This window comes from Serratia aquatilis (assembly GCF_044865145.1).
Classification (GTDB): domain Bacteria; phylum Pseudomonadota; class Gammaproteobacteria; order Enterobacterales; family Enterobacteriaceae; genus Chania; species Chania aquatilis.
Genome location: NZ_CP173186.1, coordinates 3,379,062 through 3,400,475, shown reverse-complemented (window position 1 = coordinate 3,400,475; position 21,414 = coordinate 3,379,062). Strand labels below are relative to the sequence as shown.

General features: G+C 46.3%; 21 protein-coding genes and 1 other annotated feature. Of the genes, 2 read left to right on the top strand and 19 right to left on the bottom strand.

Going from position 1 to position 21,414, the window contains the following annotated elements; translation table 11 throughout:
- Positions 1-424: 424 nt before the first annotated feature.
- From SAQUA_RS15395 to SAQUA_RS15375, 5 genes are read right to left on the bottom strand one after another with little or no spacing between them, the layout of a single operon-like run.
- Positions 425-1,672: an O-antigen translocase gene (locus SAQUA_RS15395; protein WP_380680205.1), complete on the bottom strand. Its 1,248-nt coding sequence runs from the start codon at positions 1,670-1,672 to the stop codon at positions 425-427.
- Between the two features lie 60 nt (positions 1,673-1,732).
- Entirely contained in the window at positions 1,733-2,947 is a 1,215-nt protein-coding gene (locus tag SAQUA_RS15390) for a glycosyltransferase (protein ID WP_380680202.1), read from the bottom strand.
- 15 nt (positions 2,948-2,962) lie between these two features.
- Complete coding sequence (locus SAQUA_RS15385; protein ID WP_380680200.1) at positions 2,963-3,952, bottom strand: EpsG family protein; 990 nt, start codon at positions 3,950-3,952, stop codon at positions 2,963-2,965.
- A 1-nt stretch (position 3,953) separates the two neighbouring features.
- Complete coding sequence (locus SAQUA_RS15380; protein WP_380680197.1) at positions 3,954-4,952, bottom strand: hypothetical protein; 999 nt, start codon at positions 4,950-4,952, stop codon at positions 3,954-3,956.
- A gap of 40 nt (positions 4,953-4,992) precedes the next feature.
- Positions 4,993-6,114 carry an LPS O-antigen chain length determinant protein WzzB gene (locus SAQUA_RS15375; RefSeq protein ID WP_380680194.1) on the bottom strand — a complete coding sequence of 374 codons (1,122 nt, stop codon included), beginning with the start codon at positions 6,112-6,114 and terminating at the stop codon, positions 4,993-4,995.
- A 973-nt stretch (positions 6,115-7,087) separates the two neighbouring features.
- Between SAQUA_RS15375 and gndA the strand changes: the two genes are divergently transcribed.
- Entirely contained in the window at positions 7,088-8,494 is a 1,407-nt protein-coding gene (gene gndA / locus SAQUA_RS15370) for an NADP-dependent phosphogluconate dehydrogenase (protein ID WP_380680191.1), read from the top strand.
- A 66-nt stretch (positions 8,495-8,560) separates the two neighbouring features.
- Here the strand turns inward: gndA and hisIE are convergent, their stop codons facing one another.
- The 9 genes from hisIE to hisL form a co-directional block, all read right to left on the bottom strand.
- Entirely contained in the window at positions 8,561-9,175 is a 615-nt protein-coding gene (hisIE, locus tag SAQUA_RS15365; protein WP_380680188.1) for a bifunctional phosphoribosyl-AMP cyclohydrolase/phosphoribosyl-ATP diphosphatase HisIE, read from the bottom strand.
- Entirely contained in the window at positions 9,169-9,945 is a 777-nt protein-coding gene (hisF, locus tag SAQUA_RS15360) for an imidazole glycerol phosphate synthase subunit HisF (protein WP_380680185.1), read from the bottom strand. Before hisF ends, hisIE begins: the two co-directional genes overlap by 7 nt.
- Positions 9,927-10,664 (bottom strand): 1-(5-phosphoribosyl)-5-[(5-phosphoribosylamino)methylideneamino]imidazole-4-carboxamide isomerase, encoded by a 738-nt coding sequence (gene hisA / locus SAQUA_RS15355; protein WP_380680182.1) that lies wholly within the window; start codon positions 10,662-10,664, stop codon positions 9,927-9,929. Before hisA ends, hisF begins: the two co-directional genes overlap by 19 nt.
- Positions 10,665-10,669: 5 nt before the next feature.
- Complete coding sequence (gene hisH / locus SAQUA_RS15350) at positions 10,670-11,260, bottom strand: imidazole glycerol phosphate synthase subunit HisH (RefSeq protein WP_380680177.1); 591 nt, start codon at positions 11,258-11,260, stop codon at positions 10,670-10,672.
- Positions 11,260-12,327, bottom strand: a complete 1,068-nt coding sequence (gene hisB, locus SAQUA_RS15345) for a bifunctional histidinol-phosphatase/imidazoleglycerol-phosphate dehydratase HisB (protein WP_380680174.1) — start codon at positions 12,325-12,327, stop codon at positions 11,260-11,262. Before hisB ends, hisH begins: the two co-directional genes overlap by 1 nt.
- Positions 12,328-12,335: 8 nt before the next feature.
- Positions 12,336-13,400: a histidinol-phosphate transaminase gene (hisC, locus tag SAQUA_RS15340; protein ID WP_380680171.1), complete on the bottom strand. Its 1,065-nt coding sequence runs from the start codon at positions 13,398-13,400 to the stop codon at positions 12,336-12,338.
- On the bottom strand, positions 13,397-14,704 hold the full coding sequence (gene hisD / locus SAQUA_RS15335; RefSeq protein WP_380680168.1) for a histidinol dehydrogenase: 1,308 nt from the start codon (positions 14,702-14,704) through the stop codon (positions 13,397-13,399). The genes hisC and hisD overlap by 4 nt, the downstream gene beginning before the upstream one ends.
- A 4-nt stretch (positions 14,705-14,708) precedes the next feature.
- Positions 14,709-15,608: an ATP phosphoribosyltransferase gene (gene hisG / locus SAQUA_RS15330; protein WP_380680164.1), complete on the bottom strand. Its 900-nt coding sequence runs from the start codon at positions 15,606-15,608 to the stop codon at positions 14,709-14,711.
- A 70-nt stretch (positions 15,609-15,678) separates the two neighbouring features.
- Positions 15,679-15,813, bottom strand: a sequence feature (His leader region).
- The gene (gene hisL / locus SAQUA_RS15325) at positions 15,789-15,836 is read right to left on the bottom strand and encodes a his operon leader peptide (RefSeq protein WP_100396937.1); all 48 of its coding nucleotides are present in this window, start codon (positions 15,834-15,836) and stop codon (positions 15,789-15,791) included. Its footprint overlaps the feature before it by 25 nt.
- A 277-nt stretch (positions 15,837-16,113) precedes the next feature.
- Here hisL and SAQUA_RS15320 point away from each other — a divergent pair, with 277 nt between their 5' ends.
- The gene (locus SAQUA_RS15320) at positions 16,114-16,938 is read left to right on the top strand and encodes an SDR family oxidoreductase (protein ID WP_380680161.1); all 825 of its coding nucleotides are present in this window, start codon (positions 16,114-16,116) and stop codon (positions 16,936-16,938) included.
- 38 nt (positions 16,939-16,976) lie between these two features.
- Here SAQUA_RS15320 and rimO read toward each other — a convergent pair whose 3' ends face one another.
- The 5 genes from rimO to SAQUA_RS15295 form a co-directional block, all read right to left on the bottom strand.
- Positions 16,977-18,308 (bottom strand): 30S ribosomal protein S12 methylthiotransferase RimO, encoded by a 1,332-nt coding sequence (gene rimO, locus SAQUA_RS15315; RefSeq protein ID WP_380680158.1) that lies wholly within the window; start codon positions 18,306-18,308, stop codon positions 16,977-16,979.
- A 364-nt stretch (positions 18,309-18,672) separates the two neighbouring features.
- Positions 18,673-19,638, bottom strand: a complete 966-nt coding sequence (locus SAQUA_RS15310) for a magnesium and cobalt transport protein CorA (protein ID WP_380681195.1) — start codon at positions 19,636-19,638, stop codon at positions 18,673-18,675.
- Positions 19,639-19,657: 19 nt separating this feature from the next.
- On the bottom strand, positions 19,658-20,083 hold the full coding sequence (locus SAQUA_RS15305) for a GNAT family N-acetyltransferase (protein ID WP_380681192.1): 426 nt from the start codon (positions 20,081-20,083) through the stop codon (positions 19,658-19,660).
- A 194-nt stretch (positions 20,084-20,277) separates the two neighbouring features.
- Positions 20,278-20,691, bottom strand: coding sequence for a YjaA family stress response protein (locus SAQUA_RS15300; protein WP_380680155.1), 414 nt, complete (start codon positions 20,689-20,691; stop codon positions 20,278-20,280).
- A 40-nt stretch (positions 20,692-20,731) separates the two neighbouring features.
- On the bottom strand, positions 20,732-21,352 hold the full coding sequence (locus tag SAQUA_RS15295) for a glutathione S-transferase family protein (RefSeq protein ID WP_380680152.1): 621 nt from the start codon (positions 21,350-21,352) through the stop codon (positions 20,732-20,734).
- Positions 21,353-21,414 lie beyond the last annotated feature (62 nt).

The following is a 21,414-nucleotide window of genomic DNA, read 5'->3' as shown; positions in this document are numbered from 1 at the left end:
GCCAGTTGCAGCGACCACTATTGTTTTAAAAGTTATAAACTGAACCCTTTTTTTGAAATGTTTTCTCATCAACTTTCGAAAAAATGTAGAGGGTTTAAAGGATGCAGAGTAGTTAAATTTTTATTGAAGGGCGATAAACGCCTCCCTATCATAAAAACATGATCTTTAAAATGTAGGTGAATCAAGCATCTTTAATGACAACTTGTCTGTTTTATAAATTTGTATAAACTCGTGATGCTTATAAGTAGTATGAGTGGATACATCATTTTGCATCAGTCTTATAGTAGGCTATGCGCGCGTTGTTCAGCACAAGCTTTGGTCTTGCCTTTCTAGTGCCAGCCTAAATGTTGTTGAAAAACGTATTGCGTTTTTGTCAGGCAACTCGAATTATATAGAGCATAAAGTAAATAAATAACGCAACTCATTATATATCTTTATTATATTTAAAGTACCAGATATTAACTACTATCATTATTACTAAGTATAATAAATTATTTGCTAGATAAGCATAGGACAATCCAACAAAGCCGTAGTATTTCAACGAAAATATTGATAGGAAAGTTAAACTCAATGCAGATAAAACTTCTGTGAAAATAAATGTTTTTGTAATTGCCTTTGCTAACATAAGGTAACTTAACAAACATGCTGATATTTTTATTACATCCCCAATCAACTGATACTTGAATAAAATCAACATATTACTAAAATCTTTACTGAACAGAATTAGCACTATCCAGTCTTTTATTAAATAAATAAATGCTGCCCCTAAAATTGTCAGCGGTAAAAGTACTATCGAATTGTTAATCATTTCTTTAATTAAAGCATTTTTGTTTTTAATCTCAGATAATCTCGGTAAGTAATATACCGATAGGACGGTTGTAATCACTAGAAGATACATTGAAGATATATAGTTTACAGCTTGCCAATAGCCAGCGTAGTCCCAAGATAGATGGTTGCCTACATAATTTCTTATCGTAATGGCTGATATAGGAAGACTAATGACAGATATGATGCTCATCAGAGTGTATCTGAGCAGTTTTTTAAGGCACTGATAGTCAAATCGAGAGAAGAAATAAGTTAAAATTATCTCTTTATCGTTTCTTAAGAACCAAAATAACACGAATAAGATAACAGACTGGTTTGTTACCATTGCTATCAATGCACCATCCAACCGAAAAAGATAAACTAGTATAGCGGTAAATATCAAGCTGTATAAACTTTGAATAATATTGATTTTTATATATAAATTAATTCTTTTCAAGCCGCTTAATATTGCAAGCAACAGCTGATTTACGGAGAAAAGTGTAACTGTAAAACCGTATAATATGAAAACATATCTGTATTTGTTATCTTCAAGAAAATAACTCGCTAGCTGAGATGAAAAAACAACCAATACGCATCCACACAACAAAGACATTATTATGGTTACTTTAAGCGCCGTACTCCATAATGAGTTTCGTGATTGAGTATCTGCGGTGTATTTTACGACACCATTAGTTAACCCCGCGATAGCGAAAGTTTGAATAATTCCAGATATATTTTGGAAGTGACCGATTACGGCTAACCCACTAGGTCCAATGAATAAGGAAACAAATTTATTAATCACTACACTTGATAACAATTTTACTACTGTAGATGCTGAGGTTAAAAATACAACCTTTGTTATTTTCAATTTTCATCCCACTTAACCATTAGAGTCAATCTGGTTATTAATATTTAGATTACGATGGGGTTATTTTTTCATTAATGAGTAAAATTTCAAGACTTGCTGTTTGGGGGTTGTATTTTCAAAAATGAACTCACGTGCTATTTTCCCCATTGACACTAATTCTTCAGGATCTTTTTCTGAAATATTTTTTAAAATTAGAGGGAAGTCAGCTTGGGAAGTTATTTCAAAGTAATATCTATCATAAGAGTCAGGTATGCCATCTAACTTATACATTAACACAGGAGTCCCCGATGACATGTACTCTATAATTTTTGAAGGGAAAGAAAATTTGGTAAATTCACCTTCGTTATTTCTTGGGTTAATCAGCAATTTTGCTTTTTTTTGTAATAATTGAGCATCTTCCCTTGTTATTTGACCAAGGTAAACTATCTGTGGATTTTTTCTTTGTTCAATTTCAACATACTCGCGATCGTCACCATCACCGCAAATTACAAGTTTGGTATTATTTGATATTTTAGACTGATTATACGCATTTATTAAATCTCTTATCCCGTACCTAGAGTCTAGTGTACCAGTATATAAAAAGTAATCGCCAAGCTCACTCTGGTTAGGAGAGGGGCAAACGCGATTTTCAAGTTTAGGTGGTTCAGATACGATACCCTCAATTATTGTAGTTCCAACTGAAGTGTCAAAACGCTCCGACATTTCTTTTGTTATAACGGAAATTCCGTTAGACCTGTTGACAATATAATATGAGAGTTTGCTTAGCAGTGTATAAAGTTTCTTATTAAGTCCGTGTCTAACACTCATAAACTCTGGAAGATCTGGAACTATAATATAATATTTGCACTTATCAGAACGTAATTTATTTAAAAAGCAGCTTAACAAAAATGGCAGATGCATTGAGTAACAGACTATATGATAGTCTTTATTATCATGAGTTATTTTTCTTATTTCTTTAAATGATCGCCAGAATCTGGCGATGCTTTTTATTGCTTTTATATTATTAAAGCCGTAATTAAATACAGCAACGCGGCTATATAAAAACTCTTCTTTTATCTCGGGAGTGAAATATTTATCTTTAAAAAGAGATGGATAACTTCCAATATAAGGAAGATTTATTACTCTAATCTCTTCTATTTCATCTATCTCAGAAAACCCACGCAAGTAGTTTTTTTGTAATGCATCTGCTGCATTTTGTATTGGGCCTATGGATTTTTTCTGAATGACTTCTTGAATTGATGGAGTATAAATTCCGCCAAGAAAAATAATGTTCACTTCTTATCCTTTGTATTATCCAATCATTGTTAAAAAATTAAAATTAAACAATGGTATTAAAGAGTATCCTAGCGTGAGATAAATATAATAATAGAACAAGTACACTGAGAAAAATAAAATATAGAAAGAGCCATAATAGGTCGACTTCTTCGTGATGCAAATGCTCTGTAGCAAGTATACTATATTAATAAAAACTAAAAGCCTGAATACTCTAACAAATATATCTGCCTGAAAGTACAAACACAGTAAGAGTAAAGATATTATATTTATATTTCTAATGAATTTCTGGTATTTAACTTGGTTAGACCGATTTTTCTCATCAAAAACAATCAGGTATACAGATAGTATATGAAAAAAAAGACTTCCTACAATGGTTTTCCATGTGGTTTGATAGTAGGAAAAATGATTTACTATCTTCTCAGCAAGAAGTCCATAATGAGTTAATAGTTGCGAAATTATTATTAAAAAAGTAGCGTAAAAAGTATATTTGCACACTTTAATGTTTTCATGGTTCTTGTTATTGACTACAAAAATTAAAAATATAAAAGCTGATTGATGGATCAACGTTGCTATGACTATTAATATACTGAATTGAATTTTTTTATTGTCATAAAGTAAAAGAAAAGCATTTAATACAATTGCGTATGCTAGACTTGTTCTCATGAGAACATAATCTAAAGGAAACATTAATAAAAAGTAAGCAAAAAAAGAGATACTAAAATACAATGATACCTTTTTTAAGTATATACTTGTTAGGAATATAGTAAAGAAAGCGACAATAACTTGAAAAGTTTGAAACGGCACCCCCATGCTATGGAAGAATATATTGAGGTAGCCATAAAGCAGCTCAATACCCCATGGTGCTATACTATCCCGTTGATAGTATAATTCATATGCATCTCTGTCCCCATTCCAATAATTGCCACCGTAAAGTACCAAGGCGATAATAAAAAAATATAAAAAAACTAAAAAGTCAGCAAGATGAATGGCTTTAGCTTTATTCATTTTATTTCTTAAAAATATTTTTGATGCTAAGAGTTTTATTTAAATTAAACTTGTTTTTTAAATAGCGACTGATGATAGATCTAATGGAAAAAAAGCTGGGGTCTAATATTATTTTTGCAATTTTTCTATCCAAGGTAATATCCATTAATAAAGTGTTCGGGTGTATTAACGGAAATGACAGTATCTTTGTTTTTCTTTCACAAAAACGTTGCACCATGACATTCGACAATGAAGTACCACCATGAGTTGAATCTGTATCTACGCCTATATTTTTAATCTGATTATACTTTGGCACTATGGAGTATAAGTTGTGAGCGCGTAGGGAGAATGACATCTGATAATCCCATGAATAAAATCGACCATGCAATTTTTTATAATCAAGCTCGTACTCAATGTTGTATATGTCCTGATAATATAATTTTTTGAAGTTATATTCTTGTTTCAACCTTTTTTTAATATACTCACTTTCCCATAACTGTAGGTCACCATCATAAAACTTATTAAACTTCCATCCCCAAGATGCCCAGCCACACGGAAGCATATTTTTGCTGAAAAAATAGCTCGTATTGTTTTCAGGTGTACACTCTTCTAAATAATTACTACCACATATCCAAAGAACTCTAGAATCATCATTATATTTATTTAATAAATCTTCACAATATGGGAAAAAGGTGAGCTCAGGTAAATTATCATCTTCTAAGAAAATAGCATGCTCTTCTCTTTCAAATACCCATTTTGCTCCTCCAGCTATATTATTATACACACCTACATTGTTAGCTTGGTATCTCTTAATGACCTCACATGGCCATGTGATCGCTAATTCAATTTTTTCTCTGATACTTTTAACTAGAGTGACTTCTTCACTATTTCTTCCTCCGTCAGATAGTAAATATATTTTTTTTGGTTTTATTTTCTCTAATACTTTTAATATTTCAATAACACTATCGAGTCTTTTAAATATAAATAAAACAACGGGTATATTGAATTCTTTACTTTCCACGCTGAGCGCCCTCAAATTTTAAAGGAAAATTGGATAGAAATTATCTTACTTTCTCTCGAATTAATTTAATGATATATTGTACTATTACTAGAGAAAAACCAAAAATCAATCCAGAAAACGCACCAATTAATAATATCAAACTGCGTTTAGGCGCATCGCGTTGAATAGGTAACAATGGAGTTAACTCATAAGAGTATGCTTGAACATCTGCGTTTTTTTGTTTTAATAGTGCTAACTGTTTTAATTGATTTTCAATCTGAAAATAACGTGCGGGATAGTTTGGCCGAGACTGTTTTTTTATTTGTAACTCTGCACTGAGTATTTTTTCCCCCAACATAAAATTTTGTTTCTGATCTAAATCAGTATGTTGTCTTTTTGAAATAAGATCTGAGCCAAGAGGATTCTGAATACCACTTTTTTGGGCTATTGATAAATCACTTTGCAATTTATTTATATCTGAATCCCGTTTGGTGTTGGTATCAAAAATAATATCCTGATATTCTTTATGAAGCTCATTAACTTTAGCCTGGATGTTATTTAAAAACTCGGTGTTAACGGCAGCAAAAGTTTTTTTATTTGTTTCGTTGATAAAATCGTCCAACAACTGTTTCGCAGTGGCTGCACTATCGGTCTGCATGGAGATTTTCAATCTTTTATCTACAGCGTTGGCATTCAAGTTTGTTTCTGCCATGTTGAGAAGGAGTGCTTGTTTGGCTTCAGGGCTTTTCAAGTGCGCTATATTTTTCTGGTAATAATCACTTTTCTGTAAAAAAGCCATTTTCTCATCAGTCAGTTGTGAGAAAGTAACAAACGTACTAAATAATTCTTCACTCAACTGGGTTGGTTCGACGGGCTGTTTGAGTACTAACCCATACTCACGACGTAACTCTAGATAATCACCTAATTGAGAAATGCGTGGGGATAATAATACTGCATTGGCAGTCCATTTTTCTTTAGCATTAAAAGCATATACCCCTGCGAGCAGTGTAAAAACTATTATCGTTGCTATAATCAACCAGCGCTTTAACCATATTAATTGTAACATCGCAATATAATCTATTTCATAATGGTTATTTTTGAGTGAAGCGGATTGAGAAATGGGATCTGATTGAGTTTCTGCACCATAGGGGGCTGGTATAAGGGGAGAAAACTGCTCACGCATAACATATCCTATTTACTATATAAAATCAGAAGGCCAGGGTTCAGTCAAAGAAGCTCTAGTTAGCAGTATTGCGAGATCTGGGGAGACAGCCTCAATTCCCCTGAATCATTTACTTGGGTAAACTCATCAGAAGTCTCTCGTTGGCTACCAGGATCCGGCTGATGTAACTTGACTTTAAGGTGCGGAGTATATTATTTAGGCACGCTACCGCCCTTGGCGTTAAGCAACCAATGAAGCTGAAACAAGGTCTGTACAGCGCTGATCATATGACCACGCCGATTGTCAAGTACATATCCACATGTGGGATCAACTAAAAAAGAACACTATGCTAACATTCAGCTTATATTTTTTCAGTAAAAAATATTAATGAATTAATGCTGAAAAAACGCTCAATTTCAGGTTGTCTATTGTTCATAACTAGAAAAACCATGTCCTATAGTATTACACCTTATAAAGATATTGCCATGTTTGACTCTGCTTTGTGATTTCACACATGAACTGTTGGCATGGATTTGAAGCGGAAACTCTCTTGGGTGCTTTGGGTGATAAAACTGTGGTTGGCACCATGGTAGGATTCATCCTATTTCTTCTTTTTCTTAACATTGCATTCAGAATAGTTAGCAGTTTGCACGGGCATGAAAAAGATAAAGCATTTTCATGCATCTGCTCAAGCGGTTAACAACCTTTCTTGAGCTAGTGTATTCTTAAAGAAGTTATAAGAAAAATGCTTGAATATGAAAGCCTCGCGGCGGCCTATCCGCATAATTCATCACCCTTTCTTTCTTCTGTCTCGCCTGTGACCAAGGTGGAGAGCCAAAAGTTGCAACGGCTGATAGCAATCAGGGTGATACTGAATCCCTATCGCACCAATCACTACCCAGTGGCCTCTATCCTGAGTTAACATGTGCGCCACATCAAAAAACCTGTGGCCGTGGGCCGAGATACAGGTGTTATCCTCAGACAGGAGTTCCTAATGTCCAAACAACAAATCGGCGTTGTCGGCATGGCGGTGATGGGCCGCAATCTGGCATTGAACATCGAAAGCCGTGGCTATACCGTTTCCATCTTTAACCGTTCAGGCGACAAGACTGACGAAGTTATCGCTGAGAATCCGGGTAAAAACCTGGTGCCGCACTACAGCGTTGAAGAGTTCGTTGAATCGCTGGAAAAGCCACGCCGCATTTTGCTGATGGTGAAAGCCGGTGAAGCTACGGACAAAACCATCGCCTCTCTGACTCCGCACCTGGAAAAGGGCGATATCCTGATCGATGGCGGTAATACTTACTATCAGGACACGATTCGCCGTAACCGCGAGTTGTCTGCTCAGGGCTTCAACTTTATTGGTACCGGCGTTTCCGGTGGCGAAGAAGGGGCACTGAAAGGGCCTTCTATCATGCCTGGTGGCCAGAAAGAAGCGTACGAGCTGGTAGCCCCAATCCTGAAAAAAATTGCCGCAGTGGCAGAAGGTGAGCCTTGCGTAGCCTATATCGGTGCTGATGGTGCTGGCCACTACGTGAAGATGGTGCACAACGGTATTGAATACGGTGACATGCAGCTAATCGCAGAAGCCTACTCCTTGCTGAAGCAAGCGCTGAATCTCAGCAACGAGCAGTTGGCAGAAACCTTTGCCGAATGGAATAAAGGTGAGCTGAATAGCTACCTGATCGACATCACCAAAGATATCTTCACCAAGAAAGACGAAGAGGGCAAATACCTGGTTGATGTGATTCTGGACGAAGCCGCTAACAAAGGCACCGGTAAATGGACCAGCCAGAGCTCGTTGGATCTGGGTGAACCGCTGTCGCTGATCACTGAATCGGTGTTCGCGCGTTACCTGTCTTCCCTGAAAGAGCAGCGCGTTGCCGCATCCAAAGTGTTGACCGGGCCGAAAGTTGCTGCGGTCAGTGGTGATAAAGCCGAGTTTGTGGAAAAAGTACGCCGCGCACTGTATCTGGGCAAAATCGTTTCTTACGCGCAGGGCTTCTCTCAGTTAAAAGCTGCCTCCAAGGAGAACAACTGGGATCTGAACTATGGTGAAATTGCCAAGATCTTCCGTGCCGGTTGCATTATCCGTGCTCAGTTCTTGCAGAAGATCACCGATGCTTATGCTGAGAATGCTGATATCGCCAACCTGCTGCTGGCACCTTACTTCAAGCAGATTGCTGATGAATACCAGCAAGCCCTGCGTGACGTGGTGTCTTATGCGGTACAGAACGGTATTCCAACACCAACCTTCTCTGCGGCGATTGCTTACTACGACAGCTACCGCTCGGCAGTACTGCCAGCCAACCTGATCCAGGCGCAGCGCGACTACTTCGGTGCGCACACTTACAAACGTACCGATAAAGCAGGCGTGTTCCATACCGAATGGATGGAGTAAGCCCTAGGGTATAAAAAAACCGCCGAGGTTAACGCCCGGCGGTTTTTTATTGCCTGAAAAACAGGGTTACTTCTGATGCCTTTCGCGCAGGCGACCAATCACCTTGCTCAAGTCCAGATCCTGATCCTGCAGCAGTACCAACAGGTGGTAAATCAGGTCCGAAGCCTCGTTGGTCAGCTCTTCACGGTCGTTTACCGTGGCGGCTAAGGCGGTTTCAACCCCTTCTTCACCCACTTTCTGTGCGATGCGCTTGGTGCCGCTGGCATACAGCTTGGCGGTGTAAGAGCTATCCGGGCTGGCGGTTTTACGCTCGGCCAGCAATTGCTCAAGTTGATACAGGAAACCCCAATCGCTAGCCGCCGGGTGGAAGCAACTGTTATTACCCAAATGGCAGGTAGGGCCGACCGGGTTGGCTAGCACCAGCAGGGTATCGTTATCGCAGTCTGGCGTGATGCTGACCACGTTAAGCACGTTGCCCGAGCTTTCGCCCTTGGTCCACAGGCGTTGCTTGGTGCGCGAGTAAAACGTCACCTTGCCGCTCTGTTCGGTCACGGCCAGCGCTTCCCGATCCATATACCCCAGCATCAGCACTTCACCAGAAACGGCGTGTTGAACGATGGCCGGCAGCAGGTTGCCGGTTTTTTCCCAGTCCAGCTTGTTTTTCTGTTGTTCTGTTAACACACGCGAATCTCCACGCCAAATTCCTTCAGGAACCTTTTCAGTTCCCCAATGTTAATGATCTGCTTATGGAATACCGAGGCTGCCAGTGCACCGTCTACGTTGGCATCCCGGAAGGCTTCCAGGAAGTGTTCCATGGTGCCAGCACCGCCGGATGCGATCAGGGGCACTTTGCACACTTCACGTACCCGGCGGAGTTGTTCCAGGTCATAGCCGTTACGCACGCCATCCTGGTTCATCATATTAAGCACAATCTCGCCAGCACCGCGCTTTTGCACTTCCTGTACCCAATCGAGTGTTTGCCATTCGGTTACCCGAGTGCGGCTCTCATCTCCGGTGTACTGGTTGACATGATACTTGCCAGTGGCCTCTTCATACCAGGTGTCGATCCCGACCACGATGCACTGCACACCAAAGCGATCGGCCAAACGGCTGATCAGCGTCGGGTCCGCCAGCGCCGGTGAGTTGATAGAGATTTTATCTGCGCCGAAAGAGAGAATTTGGCTGGCGTCTTCGGCACTTTTAATCCCCCCGGCAACACAGAAAGGAATATCAATCACTTCCGCTACGCGGGAAACCCAGCTTTTATCCACCACGCGGCCATCGCTTGAGGCGGTGATATCATAAAACACCAACTCATCGGCACCTTCCTGCGCGTAACGCTGGGCCAACGGCACGATGTCGCCAATGATTTCATGGTTGCGGAACTGCACGCCTTTAACCACTTGCCCGTCTTTTACGTCCAGACAGGGGATTATCCGTTTTGCCAGCATGCAATAGCCTCCTCGACGCTGAATTTATTCTCCAGCAGGGCACGCCCCACGATCACACCGTTCACACCACTGCCGCGCAGTTGGGCAATGTCGTCCAGATTACCGATGCCGCCAGATGCCTGGAAGGCGATCTGCGGGTAGCGCTGGCAGACTTCCCGATACAATGCCACGTTGGAACCTGCCAAGGTACCATCGCGTGAAATATCGGTGCACAGAACGTGTTTCAGGCCGAACGGCAGATACTGTTCAACCACCTGCTCCAGCGTGGTATTTGAGTTCTCCTGCCAGCCGCTGATGGCAACGTGCTTGTTGCCTGCCGCATCGATACGAACATCCAGTGCCAACACCATGGCATCAGCACCGTAGCGCTTAAACCATTCTTGCACCATTTCTGGCTGTTTTACGGCGGTGGAACCAATCACCACGCGGCTTGCTCCGGCTTCCAATAGAGCAGATACGTCTTGCTCATTGCGAATGCCACCGCCAACCTGAACCGGGACGCTTACACCTGCCAGCAGCTTGCGCAGCAAAGGGATCTGGCGTGCTGCCGGGTCTTTGGCACCGGTAAGATCAACCAGATGCAGCACTTGTGCGCCTTGCAGCTGGTAATCTTGCAGGCGCGGCAATGGGTCACTACCGTAGTCGCGTTTTTGGTCGTAGTCGCCCTGATGCAGGCGCACAACGTTACCGTCGATCAAATCCAAAGCGGGAATAATCATGCTGCCTACATCTCCAGGAAATTTTTCAACAGTTGAGCTCCAGCCCTGCCAGAACGCTCGGGATGAAACTGCACGCCAAAGAAGTTGTCTTTTTGCACGGCGGCGGTGAAGGGCTCGCCGTAGTCCGCCTGAGCGATGGTGCTTGTGCATATCGGCATCGCATAGCTATGAACGAAGTAGAAGTAAGCACCGTCCTCGATGCCACGGAACAGGTGGTTACCTGCTTGAGACGTTATCTGGTTCCAGCCCATGTGCGGCAAAGGCAGTCCCAAGTCGGTCATCTGTTTAACCGGCGTATCAATAATCCCCAGCGTTTTGATCCCGCCACTTTCCTCACTGTTCTCAGCCAGTAACTGCATACCCAGGCAGATACCCAGTACGGGTTGAGTACAGGCTTTAATCAGGTCAATCAGTTCGCGCTGCTGCAACTGCGCCATAGCCGCCTGCGCGGTGCCGACACCGGGCAAAAACAGTTTATCGGCACGCAACACGATCTCCGGGGCGCGGCTCACTTCCGGCTGGTAGCCTAAGCGTTGAACCGCATAGGTAACGGAAGCAAGGTTGGCGCAACCGGTATCCAGGATCACCACGTTCATCACAACACTCCTTTCGAGCTTGGCAGCGTGTTGCCCTCAACCCGAATGGCTTGGCGCAATGTGCGGCCAAACACCTTGAACAGGCTTTCGACCCGGTGGTGGTCGTTTCTGCCTTTGGTTTTCAGATGCAGGGTGCAGGCCATGGAATAAGACAGCGAGCGGAAGAAGTGCTCGACCATTTCGGTGCTGAGATCGCCCACGCGCTGGTAGTTGAATTCCGCCTTGTATTCCAGGTGCGGGCGCCCGGAGATGTCCAGAGCGCAACGCGCCAGGCATTCATCCATCGGCAATACGAAGCCGAAGCGCGCAATACCGCGTTTGTCGCCCAACGCTTTGCTGAGTGCTTCACCCAGCGCCAGCCCGGTGTCTTCCACCGTATGGTGATCGTCGATGTACAAATCACCGTTCACCTGAATGTCCATGCGGAAGCCGCCGTGAGTGGCGATCTGATCCAGCATATGATCGAAGAAACCGACGCCGGTTTTGATCTTGCTGCCGCCTTCACGGTCCAGCCAGACATTCACATCAATCTGTGTCTCTTTGGTGACGCGATTAACGTGCGCGTGGCGGTCGCGTTTGGTCAATTGATCAGTGATTGTTTTCCAACCCAGCGTTTGGCGTTGGTAGAGCAAACCCTGAATGCCCATATTGTTGGCTAGCTGAATATCGGTCTGGCGATCGCCAATCACATAGCTGTTGGCTACATCCATTACGCCTGGCGTCAGGTAGCCTTTGACCATCGCGGTTTTCGGTTTACGGCATTCGCAATTATCTTCCGGCTTGTGCGGGCAGATCAGAATATCTTCGAATTTGACACCTTGCGAACTGAGGATCTGCATCATCAGATTGTGCGGAGGATCGAAAGTTTCCTGCGGGAAGCTGGCGGTACCGAGGCCGTCCTGATTGGTGATCATCACCAGAGTGAAGCCCGCCTGCTGCAAAGCCAGCAGTGAAGGGATAACATCCGGTTCCAGCGCCAGTTTGTCCAGGCGATCAACCTGAAAATCTTCTGGTGGTTCAGCAATCAGTGTGCCGTCGCGGTCAATAAAAAGAAATTTCTGGCTCACATGGGCTCCTATGCGCCGGGTAAAGTGTTGAGGGCATCGACGACGCGCTGGCATTCATTGCGGGTGCCTATGGTGATACGTAGGCAGCCGGAAAGGCCAGGCTGTTTATTTTGGTCTCTCAGGATAATTCCCTGATCCCATAGGGTTTTAAAGACCGGACTCGAGGCGAAAAAGCGTACCAGCAGGTAGTTGCTTTCGCTGCTGAAGACCTTTTCCACACAGGCGCATGCCTGCAACGCCTGCTGCAACCAACTGCGGTTTGCCGCGATCTCTGCTACTCGCTGGCGCATAACGCCGACTCCCTCAGCGCTCAATGCCTGGGCGGCGATATCGGCCACCGGGGTAGAGAGCGGATAAGGGGCGATCACTTTCAGCAGCAGGGCGATCACCTCTTCATTAGCCAGCGTAAAACCACAACGCAGACCCGCTAGCGCAAAGGCTTTCGACAATGTACGCAATACCACCAGATGCGGATAATCTTTCAGCCAGCCAACAACCGATGCTTGCGGACAGAATTCGATATAGGCTTCGTCAATGGCAACGATCGCTTTACCCTTAGTCATTTCCAAAAGAGCGCGCAGGTCATTGGGATCCAGCAGATTCCCCGTCGGATTATTGGGGCTGCAGGCGTAGATCAGTTTTACATTGTCCAGGCTGGCGGCAATGGCGGGTAAATCGAGCTGCCAATCCTCTTTGGCGGCAACGGTACGGCGCTCAACACCGAACGTCTCGGCACTGACGGCGTACATGCCATAGGTCGGTGGGCAGAACAGAATAGCGTCCTTGCCGGGTTCACAGAATGCGCGGATCAGCAATTCGATGCCTTCATCTGCACCACGGCTGACGAGTACCTGTTCCTTGCTGACACCGGCATAAGCGGCATAGCGCTCAATCACCAGTACCGGCTGACACTCCGGGTAGCGGTTGAAAGTCTGGGCCGTCAGTTGGAACTCTGGTGCAACCGGGTATTCGTTGGCATTCAACCACACGTCACCTTTGCCGCCTAAACGGCGTGCCGACTGATACGGCGTCAGCTCGCGCACGTTTTTACGTGCTAATTCTTCAATGCTCATGCTTGCTCCTTCAGCGCGGCAACACGTAAGGTCACGGCGTTCTTGTGGGCGATCAGCTGTTCGGCGGCCGCCAGAACTTCAATGGTGGGTGCCAGCGTCATAAAACCTTGTGGGGTCAGTTCCTGCACCGTCATACGCTTTTGGAAATCCGCCAAACCTAAACTGGAGCAGGTGGCGGTATAGCCATAGGTCGGTAGCACGTGGTTGGTGCCCGAGGCATAATCGCCAGCAGATTCAGGTGACCAGTCGCCGAGGAACACTGAACCGGCACTGGTGATGCTGTCCACCAGTTCGCGCGCATTGCGGGTCTGGATGATCAGGTGTTCTGGGCCATACTGGTTGCTGATTGCCACGCACTCGGCCAAATCCTGCGCGACGATCAATCGGCTGCTGGCCAGTGCCTGGCTGGCGGTTTCCGCACGGGGTAACTGTGCCAACTGTTGTGCAACCGCTTCTGCTACCGCCTCAGCCATGGCGGCATCAGGTGTTAACAGAATGACCTGCGAATCCGGGCCATGTTCGGCTTGGGAGAGCAGATCGGAAGCCACAAACGCCGGGGTGGCTCCTCCGTCGGCAATCACCAGCACTTCGGAAGGACCGGCGGGCATGTCGATTGCCGCACCATCCAACCGTTGGCTGATCTGGCGTTTGGCTTCGGTCACGAATGCGTTGCCCGGCCCGAAAATTTTATCCACCCGGGGCACCGAGTCGGTGCCGAAGGCCATGGCGGCAATTGCCTGTGCACCACCGACCTGAAATACTTCCTGCACGCCACAGAGTTTGGCGGCATAGAGGATCTCATCGGCAATTGGCGGCGGCGAGCAGAGCACCACTCGGCGGCAACCGGCAATACGTGCTGGTGTGGCCAACATCAACACGGTTGAGAACAGTGGTGCAGATCCGCCTGGGATATACAGGCCGACCGAGTCTATCGGGCGCGTGACTTGCTGGCAGCGCACACCGGGCATTGTCTCTACATCAACCGGTGGCAGCTTTTGTGCGTTGTGGAAGGTTTCCACGTTGGTAACGGCAACGGCCATTGCCTGCTTAATCTCTTCTCCCAAACGTGCGCAGGCCTGTTCAATCTGTTCGGCTGTGACGCGTAATGCGGCAACCTCAGCCTTGTCAAATTTGGCGCTGTATTCACGCAAGGCACTGTCACCCTGAGTTTTCACGTTGTCGAGGATCTCGCGCACCGTACGGGTAATGCTGTCCGAGGCGGAAATGGCCGGACGCATCAGCAGTTCAGCACGCTGTTCGGTGCTGCAACTGGCCCAATTGACGACGGTATTGAAGCTAGGCATGGCGTTACTCCATCATCTTCTCGATTGGCAGCACCAGAATAGAACTGGCACCCAGAGCTTTCAGTTTTTCCATGGTTTCCCAGAACAGGGTTTCACTGCTGACCATGTGCATTGCGACGCGGTTCTGTGAGCCAGCCAGTGGCAGAATAGTTGGGCGTTCGGCACCCGGCAGCAGCGCGACGATCTCGTCCAGACGTTCACTCGGTGCATGCAGCATGATGTATTTGGATTCACGGGCCTGGATCACCCCCTGGATACGGGTTAACAGGCGGTCGATCAGTTGCTGTTTAGCTTCTGGCATTTCCCCGTCGCGCTGGATCAGGCAGGCTTTGGAGCGGTAAATCACTTCTACTTCCCGCAGACCATTGGCTTCCAGAGTTGCGCCGGTAGAGACCAGATCGCAAATGGCATCCGCCAGGCCAGCACGTGGCGCGACTTCCACCGAACCGTTTAGCAGGCAGGATTTAAAACGAACGCCTTGTTTATCGAGATACTGCTTGAGCAGATGCGGGTAAGAGGTAGCGATACGGGAGTCTTGCAGGCTTTGCGGGCCGTTATATTCGCTGTCCAGCGGTGCGGCCAGCGATAACCGGCAGCCACCAAAATCCAGACGGCGCAGCATGTAGTAGCGTGGGTCTTCACCTTGTGCACGGCGGTTAAGCAGTTCTTCTTCCAGCACGTTCTCACCGATGATACCGAGATCGACCACACCATCCATTACCAGGCCAGGAATATCGTCGTCACGCACGCGCAGGATATCAATCGGCATATTCTCGGCGAAGGCAATCAGGCGCTGTTGTTGCAGGTTGATCTTGATACCACTGCGGGCCAGTAGCTCCTGGGAGTTTTCACTCAGGCGGCCTGATTTCTGCATTGCTATCCGTAAACGTGTTTTGTCCAACATGGTAACCTCTGTTTAATCTGTAATTTTATGAATTTATTATAAAAAACTAATTTTCTATCTGTCCGAAGCACAAAAAAAACCCTCGGAAGATATCTTCCGAGGGCTTTCTCTTGCGTTTTTACGTTCTACGCGCCACTGGAAGATTCAACAACTGTCTTCCAGCACACATCGCCCGAAAGACTAGTCTGGGTGATGGTGATGATGGTGGTTGAACTGGACGCGAGTCATGTAATTTCTCTTTAAATTAAACCAGCCGATGCTGAGTTGCTGATTAAGCTAAACTATCCCCTATGTAACTTGCAACTCTTTTTTGCGGTTTAAAATTTAATTTACTGAAAAATTAGATTTATCAGTTGGCTATAGGCTGAGTGCCTTACCTGCACCGGTGTGCAATTGGGGTACTCAGCCTGACTTGATCTAACCTTAATGTGAACCGATTGTATCACCCTAAGGAGTGGCGTAGCCTTGAGCCGTCGAACGCTGCGATCTTGATGAGAGGAAACCGATGAAAAAAGTCGCCATTGTTGGCCTGGGTTGGTTGGGAATGCCGTTGGCCTTATCGTTGATGAGCCGCGGGTTTGAAGTGGTTGGCAGTAAAACGACACCAGACGGCGTAGAAGCAGCACGAATGAGCGGTATTGAATGTTATCAGCTCGAACTGACGCCAGAACTGATTTGCGATGCAGGGGATTTGGAGCAGCTTCTGTACGCAGATGTGCTGGTGATTACCTTACCGGCGCGGCGAACCGTTGAAGGCAGTGAGGGTTACTTTCATGCCGTACGCATGCTGGTAGACAGTGCAATAGCGTTTGGGGTTCCGCATATTATTTTTACCAGTTCAACCTCGGTTTATGGTGAAACGACAGGTACGGTAGGTGAAGATTCGCCACTCAAACCTGTAACACCTTCAGGACGCGTGTTGGCTGAACTGGAGCAGTGGCTGCATAAATTACCCAATACTTCAGTAGATATTCTGCGGTTGGCGGGGCTGGTGGGTACCGATCGCCATCCGGGCCGTTTCCTGGCGGGTAAAGTTGATGTTAAAGGGGGAGGGCAAGGGGTCAATCTGGTGCATCAGGATGATGTGATTGCGGCAATTCAATTGTTACTGAAACTGCCCAAAGGGGGGCACATTTATAATCTCTGCGCTCCTGGCCACCCGACCAAACGTGAGTTTTATCCGGCGCTGGCAGAGCAGTTGCATCTGCAACCGCCGCAGTTTGCTGAAGACAGTGAAGAAGAAGGGCGGCTGGTGGATGGTAGCCGCATTTGCCGAGAGCTCGGGTTTGAATATCAATATCCGGATCCGGCACGCATGCCGGTAAGCTGATGCCGATTGCCGGGCTAAGATAGCAGCCCGGCAACAGGTTAGGCCCGAGAGCCCCAAAGATCGTACTCGTCAGCGTTTTCGATTTTCACTTTGACGATATCGCCGACCTTCACCCCGGTTTCACCGTTCAGGTAGACTGCCCCGTCAATTTCAGGTGCGTCGGCCATGCTTCGGCCAATCGCGCCTTCTTCATCTACTTCGTCGATCAACACCAAGACTTCTCTGCCAATCTTGTCTTGCAACCGCTGAGCAGAGATTTGTTGCTGCAACTGCATGAAGCGGTGATAGCGCTCTTCTTTTACCTCTTCAGGAACCTGATCCGCCAATTCGTTAGCGGCAGCGCCCTCTACCGGGCTGTACTTGAAGCAACCCACGCGATCCAGTTTGGCTTCTTTGAGGAAATCCAACAGCATCTGGAAATCTTCTTCGGTTTCACCAGGGAAGCCAACAATGAAAGTAGAGCGCAGCGTTAACTCAGGGCAGATTTCACGCCAACGTTTGATGCGTTCCAAGGTACGTTCCACCGCACCAGGGCGCTTCATCAGCTTGAGGATTTTCGGGCTGGCGTGCTGCAGTGGAATATCCAGATAAGGCAGAATTTTACCTTCCGCCATTAATGGGATCACATCATCCACATGTGGGTATGGATAAACGTAGTGCAGACGAACCCAGACACCCAAGCTTGAAAGCTGCTCGCACAGACTGACCATGCTGGTTTTCACCGGTTGGCCATTCCAGAAACCGGTACGGTGCTTAATATCCACGCCATAGGCTGAGGTATCTTGCGAAATCACCAGCAGTTCTTTCACTCCCGCTGCGACCAGGCGTTTAGCTTCATCCAGCACCGAGCCGATTGGGCGGCTGTCTAAATCACCGCGCATCGAAGGGATGATGCAGAACGTACAACGGTGATTACAGCCTTCAGAAATCTTCAGGTAGGCGTAGTGCTTTGGCGTCAGCTTCACACCCTGGGCCGGAACCAGGCTGGTAAAAGGGTTATGCTCCGGTTTCGGCACATATTGGTGAACATGGGATAAAACCTGTTCGTAGCTGTGCGGCCCGGTAATCTCCAATACTTTGGGATGCACTTCACGGATCTGGTTTTCTTTGGCACCCAGGCAGCCGGTCACAATCACCTTGCCGTTCTCGTTCAATGCTTCACCGATCGCTTCCAGCGACTCTTGTACGGCACTGTCGATGAAACCGCAGGTATTGACGATCACCAGTTCGGCATCATCATAGCGTGGCACCACCTGGTAACCTTCATTACGCAGTTCTGTCAGGATCCGTTCAGAATCAACAAGGTTTTTCGGGCAACCGAGTGAAACAAAGCCGACACGGGGGGCTTTTGGGGTCATATTCTGTGACATAGCTCAATCCAAAGAAGAAACGGGCGGATTTTACACTTGAGCAACGCGAAATTACACCGTTAATATGCACCGGCATAAATAAAAGGGTTTATACCCTTCATACTTCAAGTTGCTTGGGTGTTGGCTGCCCTCGTTCACCCTAGTCACATAGTTTATCTATGCTCCTAGGGGTTAATGAGCCTCATCCCTGAGGCTCACCCTTCGGGCAGCGCAAGCGCTGTTCAAATCGGTTCCTGACCGATTTGTCACTCAGTTGCCGCCTACAAGCAACTCGAATTATTTTGGGTTTATATCTTATCTGGCGTTATAAGCGGCTTACGCGACCAGTGGTTCACAGGCCGCTTTTTGCAAAGCAGCGTTGTTGTTATAACCAGCCGGAATGCTTGAGTTTTCGGTATAGAAAAATACAACCGACAACCGTAATCCCTAACGTGGTGTGATAGGCCCAAGGGAATTTCAGTTCCGGCATATCGGCAAAGTTCATTCCATACAGGCTGAAGATCACCGTCGGGATCGCCAGGATCGCTCCCCAGCCAGCCAACCGTTTTACCACTTCGTTTTGCTTTACTGTTACCAGTGCCAGATTAACGTGCATGGCGTTAGTCAGCATTTCCCGCATATCGTCCAAGGTTGTGGCCACCTGCCGGGCATGGTCTTGCACGTCCCGCACATAGGCACGCAACTCTTTGTGGATCACGTCTTCATGCAGGTGAATCAGTTGATTACAGATCTCATCCATTGGCAGGGCCGCATTGCGCAGCCCTAGCAGATGACGCCGCAGGATGTACACGTTTTCGATAGCGGTTTCGTCAAACTCTGATCTGAACATATTGGATTCGATATCTTCGATCATCGCTTCAAATTTGCCAACGATATGGCGGTAATTATCCACCACGAAATCCAACACGGAATACATGGCAAATCCTGGCCCATAGCTGAGCTGTTTCGGATTTTCTTCCACTTTGGCGCGTATAGGGGCATAACTGGAAGAGGCACCGTGACGAACGGTTACCAGGAAGTTTTTGCCAACGAAAAAGTGAGTTTCGCCATATTCGACCTCTTCGTTCACCCATTGTGCGGTTTTCACCACGATAAACAGTGAGTCGCCATAGGTTTCTATTTTTGGGCGCTGGTGGGCGCAAAGTGCATCTTCAATGGCGAGATCGTGAAGACCAAACTCTTGCTGGATCTTACGCATAAATGCGTCTTCAGGTTGCCACAAGCCGAGCCAGATAAAGGTACCCGGTTCCTTGACCACTTCACTGATCTCATCAATCGTGATGTCATTCAGCCGTTTGCCAGCCTTGTAGGCTACGCAGTTGACCACCATCGTTTGGGCTTCCACAGCGCTACCTTGGGTCAGCTAGGGTTTTGGTGAAGAAATAGCGTTCATGCTCTACCGGGCAGTTGTGCAGCATCATCTGCAGTTGATAACCAAGTTTTTCGTAGAATGGCTTGGCCTGGAAACTGAAGGTATCAACACGAGAGAAACGGCAACCATTGGCAACAGCATGTTCCTCCGCTGCTCGTATTAACTTGCTCCCTACACCTCTGCCACGTAATGTCTCTGAAACCCATAAGAGATCGATATTCAACCACAGGCCCAGCGTGCTCCCGGTCAACCCGGCTATCTTGGTACCATTATCATCCAGGAAAAATACCCCAATGTTTTTATTGAGTATTTCGCCAACAAACTGGCGATTGTGAGTTTTCAAATGGTTGCGAATTTCTTCGGTATCTTCTATGCGTAATTCGTCTGTTATGGTGATATTCATCATTCCTCCTCGTTCAATCAGTTAACTTAAGCACAGTTTAAGTAAAATGCAACATATTGAAATTTATATTAAAGAGTGGCTGCTTGAGATCGCTTAAAACTTAGTGATTTCGATGAATTCAGAACGTAAACATGTTGAGAGTTGGTGTTTGAAATGGGCTTGGCTAGCTGCGACGTAAGCCGTTGCAGCTAAGGTTAAAACTTGAGGTCGGCGGCGGTAATCACCTTATCCGAGTTGAGCTGAATGATACGCTTCACGAATTCATCACTCAGGGTTTGAGGCCCGGCGTAAACGGTGCTGTCTGCTCTGGGAAAGCTTGCTACGATAAACTCCTGTAGGATCCGCTGTTCAACCTGGCTAACACCCCCTTCCAGCATTTCCTGCGCATGAACCAGAACGCGGTAACTTAAATGGCGTCGCTTTAACTGGTTGATGAAGCCGGGAAAGAATTGCGGTACCAGGTAATATAAGCAGGCCTCGGCAACAAAGAATTGGCCGATCAGCAACCGTTGGGTGCTGAATGCAGCGGTACCCGAGGCGCTCTTCTTGCTCTCCAGTTCCTTCAGTGTGAGGTGGTTTCTACGTACCTGTAAATAAAAGACTGGCATCCTTGAGAATGGCTCCATGGTAATTTTCGTACGGTGGCAATCAGGTAAGTGCGGTCATTACTGCGCTCTGGTAGGCAGGGCGAGCGCAAAGACTCTGGTACCAACGTTCCAGATGCGGGCGCGGCTGGCGTTTGATCGGCATTTCAAACCAGGCATAAATAAAGCTACCGAGTGGAATATCCCCGATACCAAACTCGTCCCCGGAAAGATACGCTTGGCCAGCTAACGTTTGTTCTACGATTTCCAAGTGTTGTTCCATTTCGGCAATCGCGGCTTCAATTTGGGCCATATCGCGTTGTTCCGGCTGGCTGCGAACTATTCCCCTTAAGATGGTGCGAAAAGGGGCTGAAATGGTTGAGGTTTGCCAGTCCATCCATTTTTCCGCTTTGGCACGCGCTTGAATGTCATTCGGATAAAATGGCGCCTGACCAAATTTTGCCGCCAGATAACGTACGATGGTATTGGACTCCCACAGTGTAAAGTCATCATCTTGCAATAGAGGCACCAATCCATTGGGATTCAGCGAGCGGAAAGGCTCTTCGTTAACCTTGCCATAAACGCCCCCCGCGTTGATGTGGGAGAAGTTCAGCCCTAATTCTGCGGCACACCAAAGTGCTTTTTTAACATTGGTCGAGTTTTCGCGTCCCCAGATGGTAAGCATAATCAGCCTCTCTATACGTTAGATAAAGTGGCCTCTATACCTACGCTACAAAGCGACTTTTG

Coding starts and splice junctions, on each gene's coding strand:
- SAQUA_RS15295 (WP_380680152.1), bottom strand. CDS start 21,352: ATGCTTACCATCTGGGGACGCGAAAACTCGACCAATGTTAAAAAAGCA.
- hisA (WP_380680182.1), bottom strand. CDS start 10,664: ATGATTATTCCCGCTTTGGATTTGATCGACGGTAACGTTGTGCGCCTG.
- SAQUA_RS15300 (WP_380680155.1), bottom strand. CDS start 20,691: ATGCCAGTCTTTTATTTACAGGTACGTAGAAACCACCTCACACTGAAG.
- SAQUA_RS15375 (WP_380680194.1), bottom strand. CDS start 6,114: ATGCGTGAGCAGTTTTCTCCCCTTATACCAGCCCCCTATGGTGCAGAA.
- SAQUA_RS15320 (WP_380680161.1), top strand. CDS start 16,114: ATGAAAAAAGTCGCCATTGTTGGCCTGGGTTGGTTGGGAATGCCGTTG.
- SAQUA_RS15305 (WP_380681192.1), bottom strand. CDS start 20,083: ATGAATATCACCATAACAGACGAATTACGCATAGAAGATACCGAAGAA.
- SAQUA_RS15310 (WP_380681195.1), bottom strand. CDS start 19,638: ATGGTGGTCAACTGCGTAGCCTACAAGGCTGGCAAACGGCTGAATGAC.
- SAQUA_RS15385 (WP_380680200.1), bottom strand. CDS start 3,952: ATGAATAAAGCTAAAGCCATTCATCTTGCTGACTTTTTAGTTTTTTTA.
- rimO (WP_380680158.1), bottom strand. CDS start 18,308: ATGTCACAGAATATGACCCCAAAAGCCCCCCGTGTCGGCTTTGTTTCA.
- hisH (WP_380680177.1), bottom strand. CDS start 11,260: ATGAACGTGGTGATCCTGGATACCGGTTGCGCCAACCTTGCTTCCGTT.
- hisF (WP_380680185.1), bottom strand. CDS start 9,945: ATGCTGGCAAAACGGATAATCCCCTGTCTGGACGTAAAAGACGGGCAA.
- hisG (WP_380680164.1), bottom strand. CDS start 15,608: ATGTTGGACAAAACACGTTTACGGATAGCAATGCAGAAATCAGGCCGC.
- hisC (WP_380680171.1), bottom strand. CDS start 13,400: ATGAGCATTGAAGAATTAGCACGTAAAAACGTGCGCGAGCTGACGCCG.
- hisD (WP_380680168.1), bottom strand. CDS start 14,704: ATGCCTAGCTTCAATACCGTCGTCAATTGGGCCAGTTGCAGCACCGAA.
- gndA (WP_380680191.1), top strand. CDS start 7,088: ATGTCCAAACAACAAATCGGCGTTGTCGGCATGGCGGTGATGGGCCGC.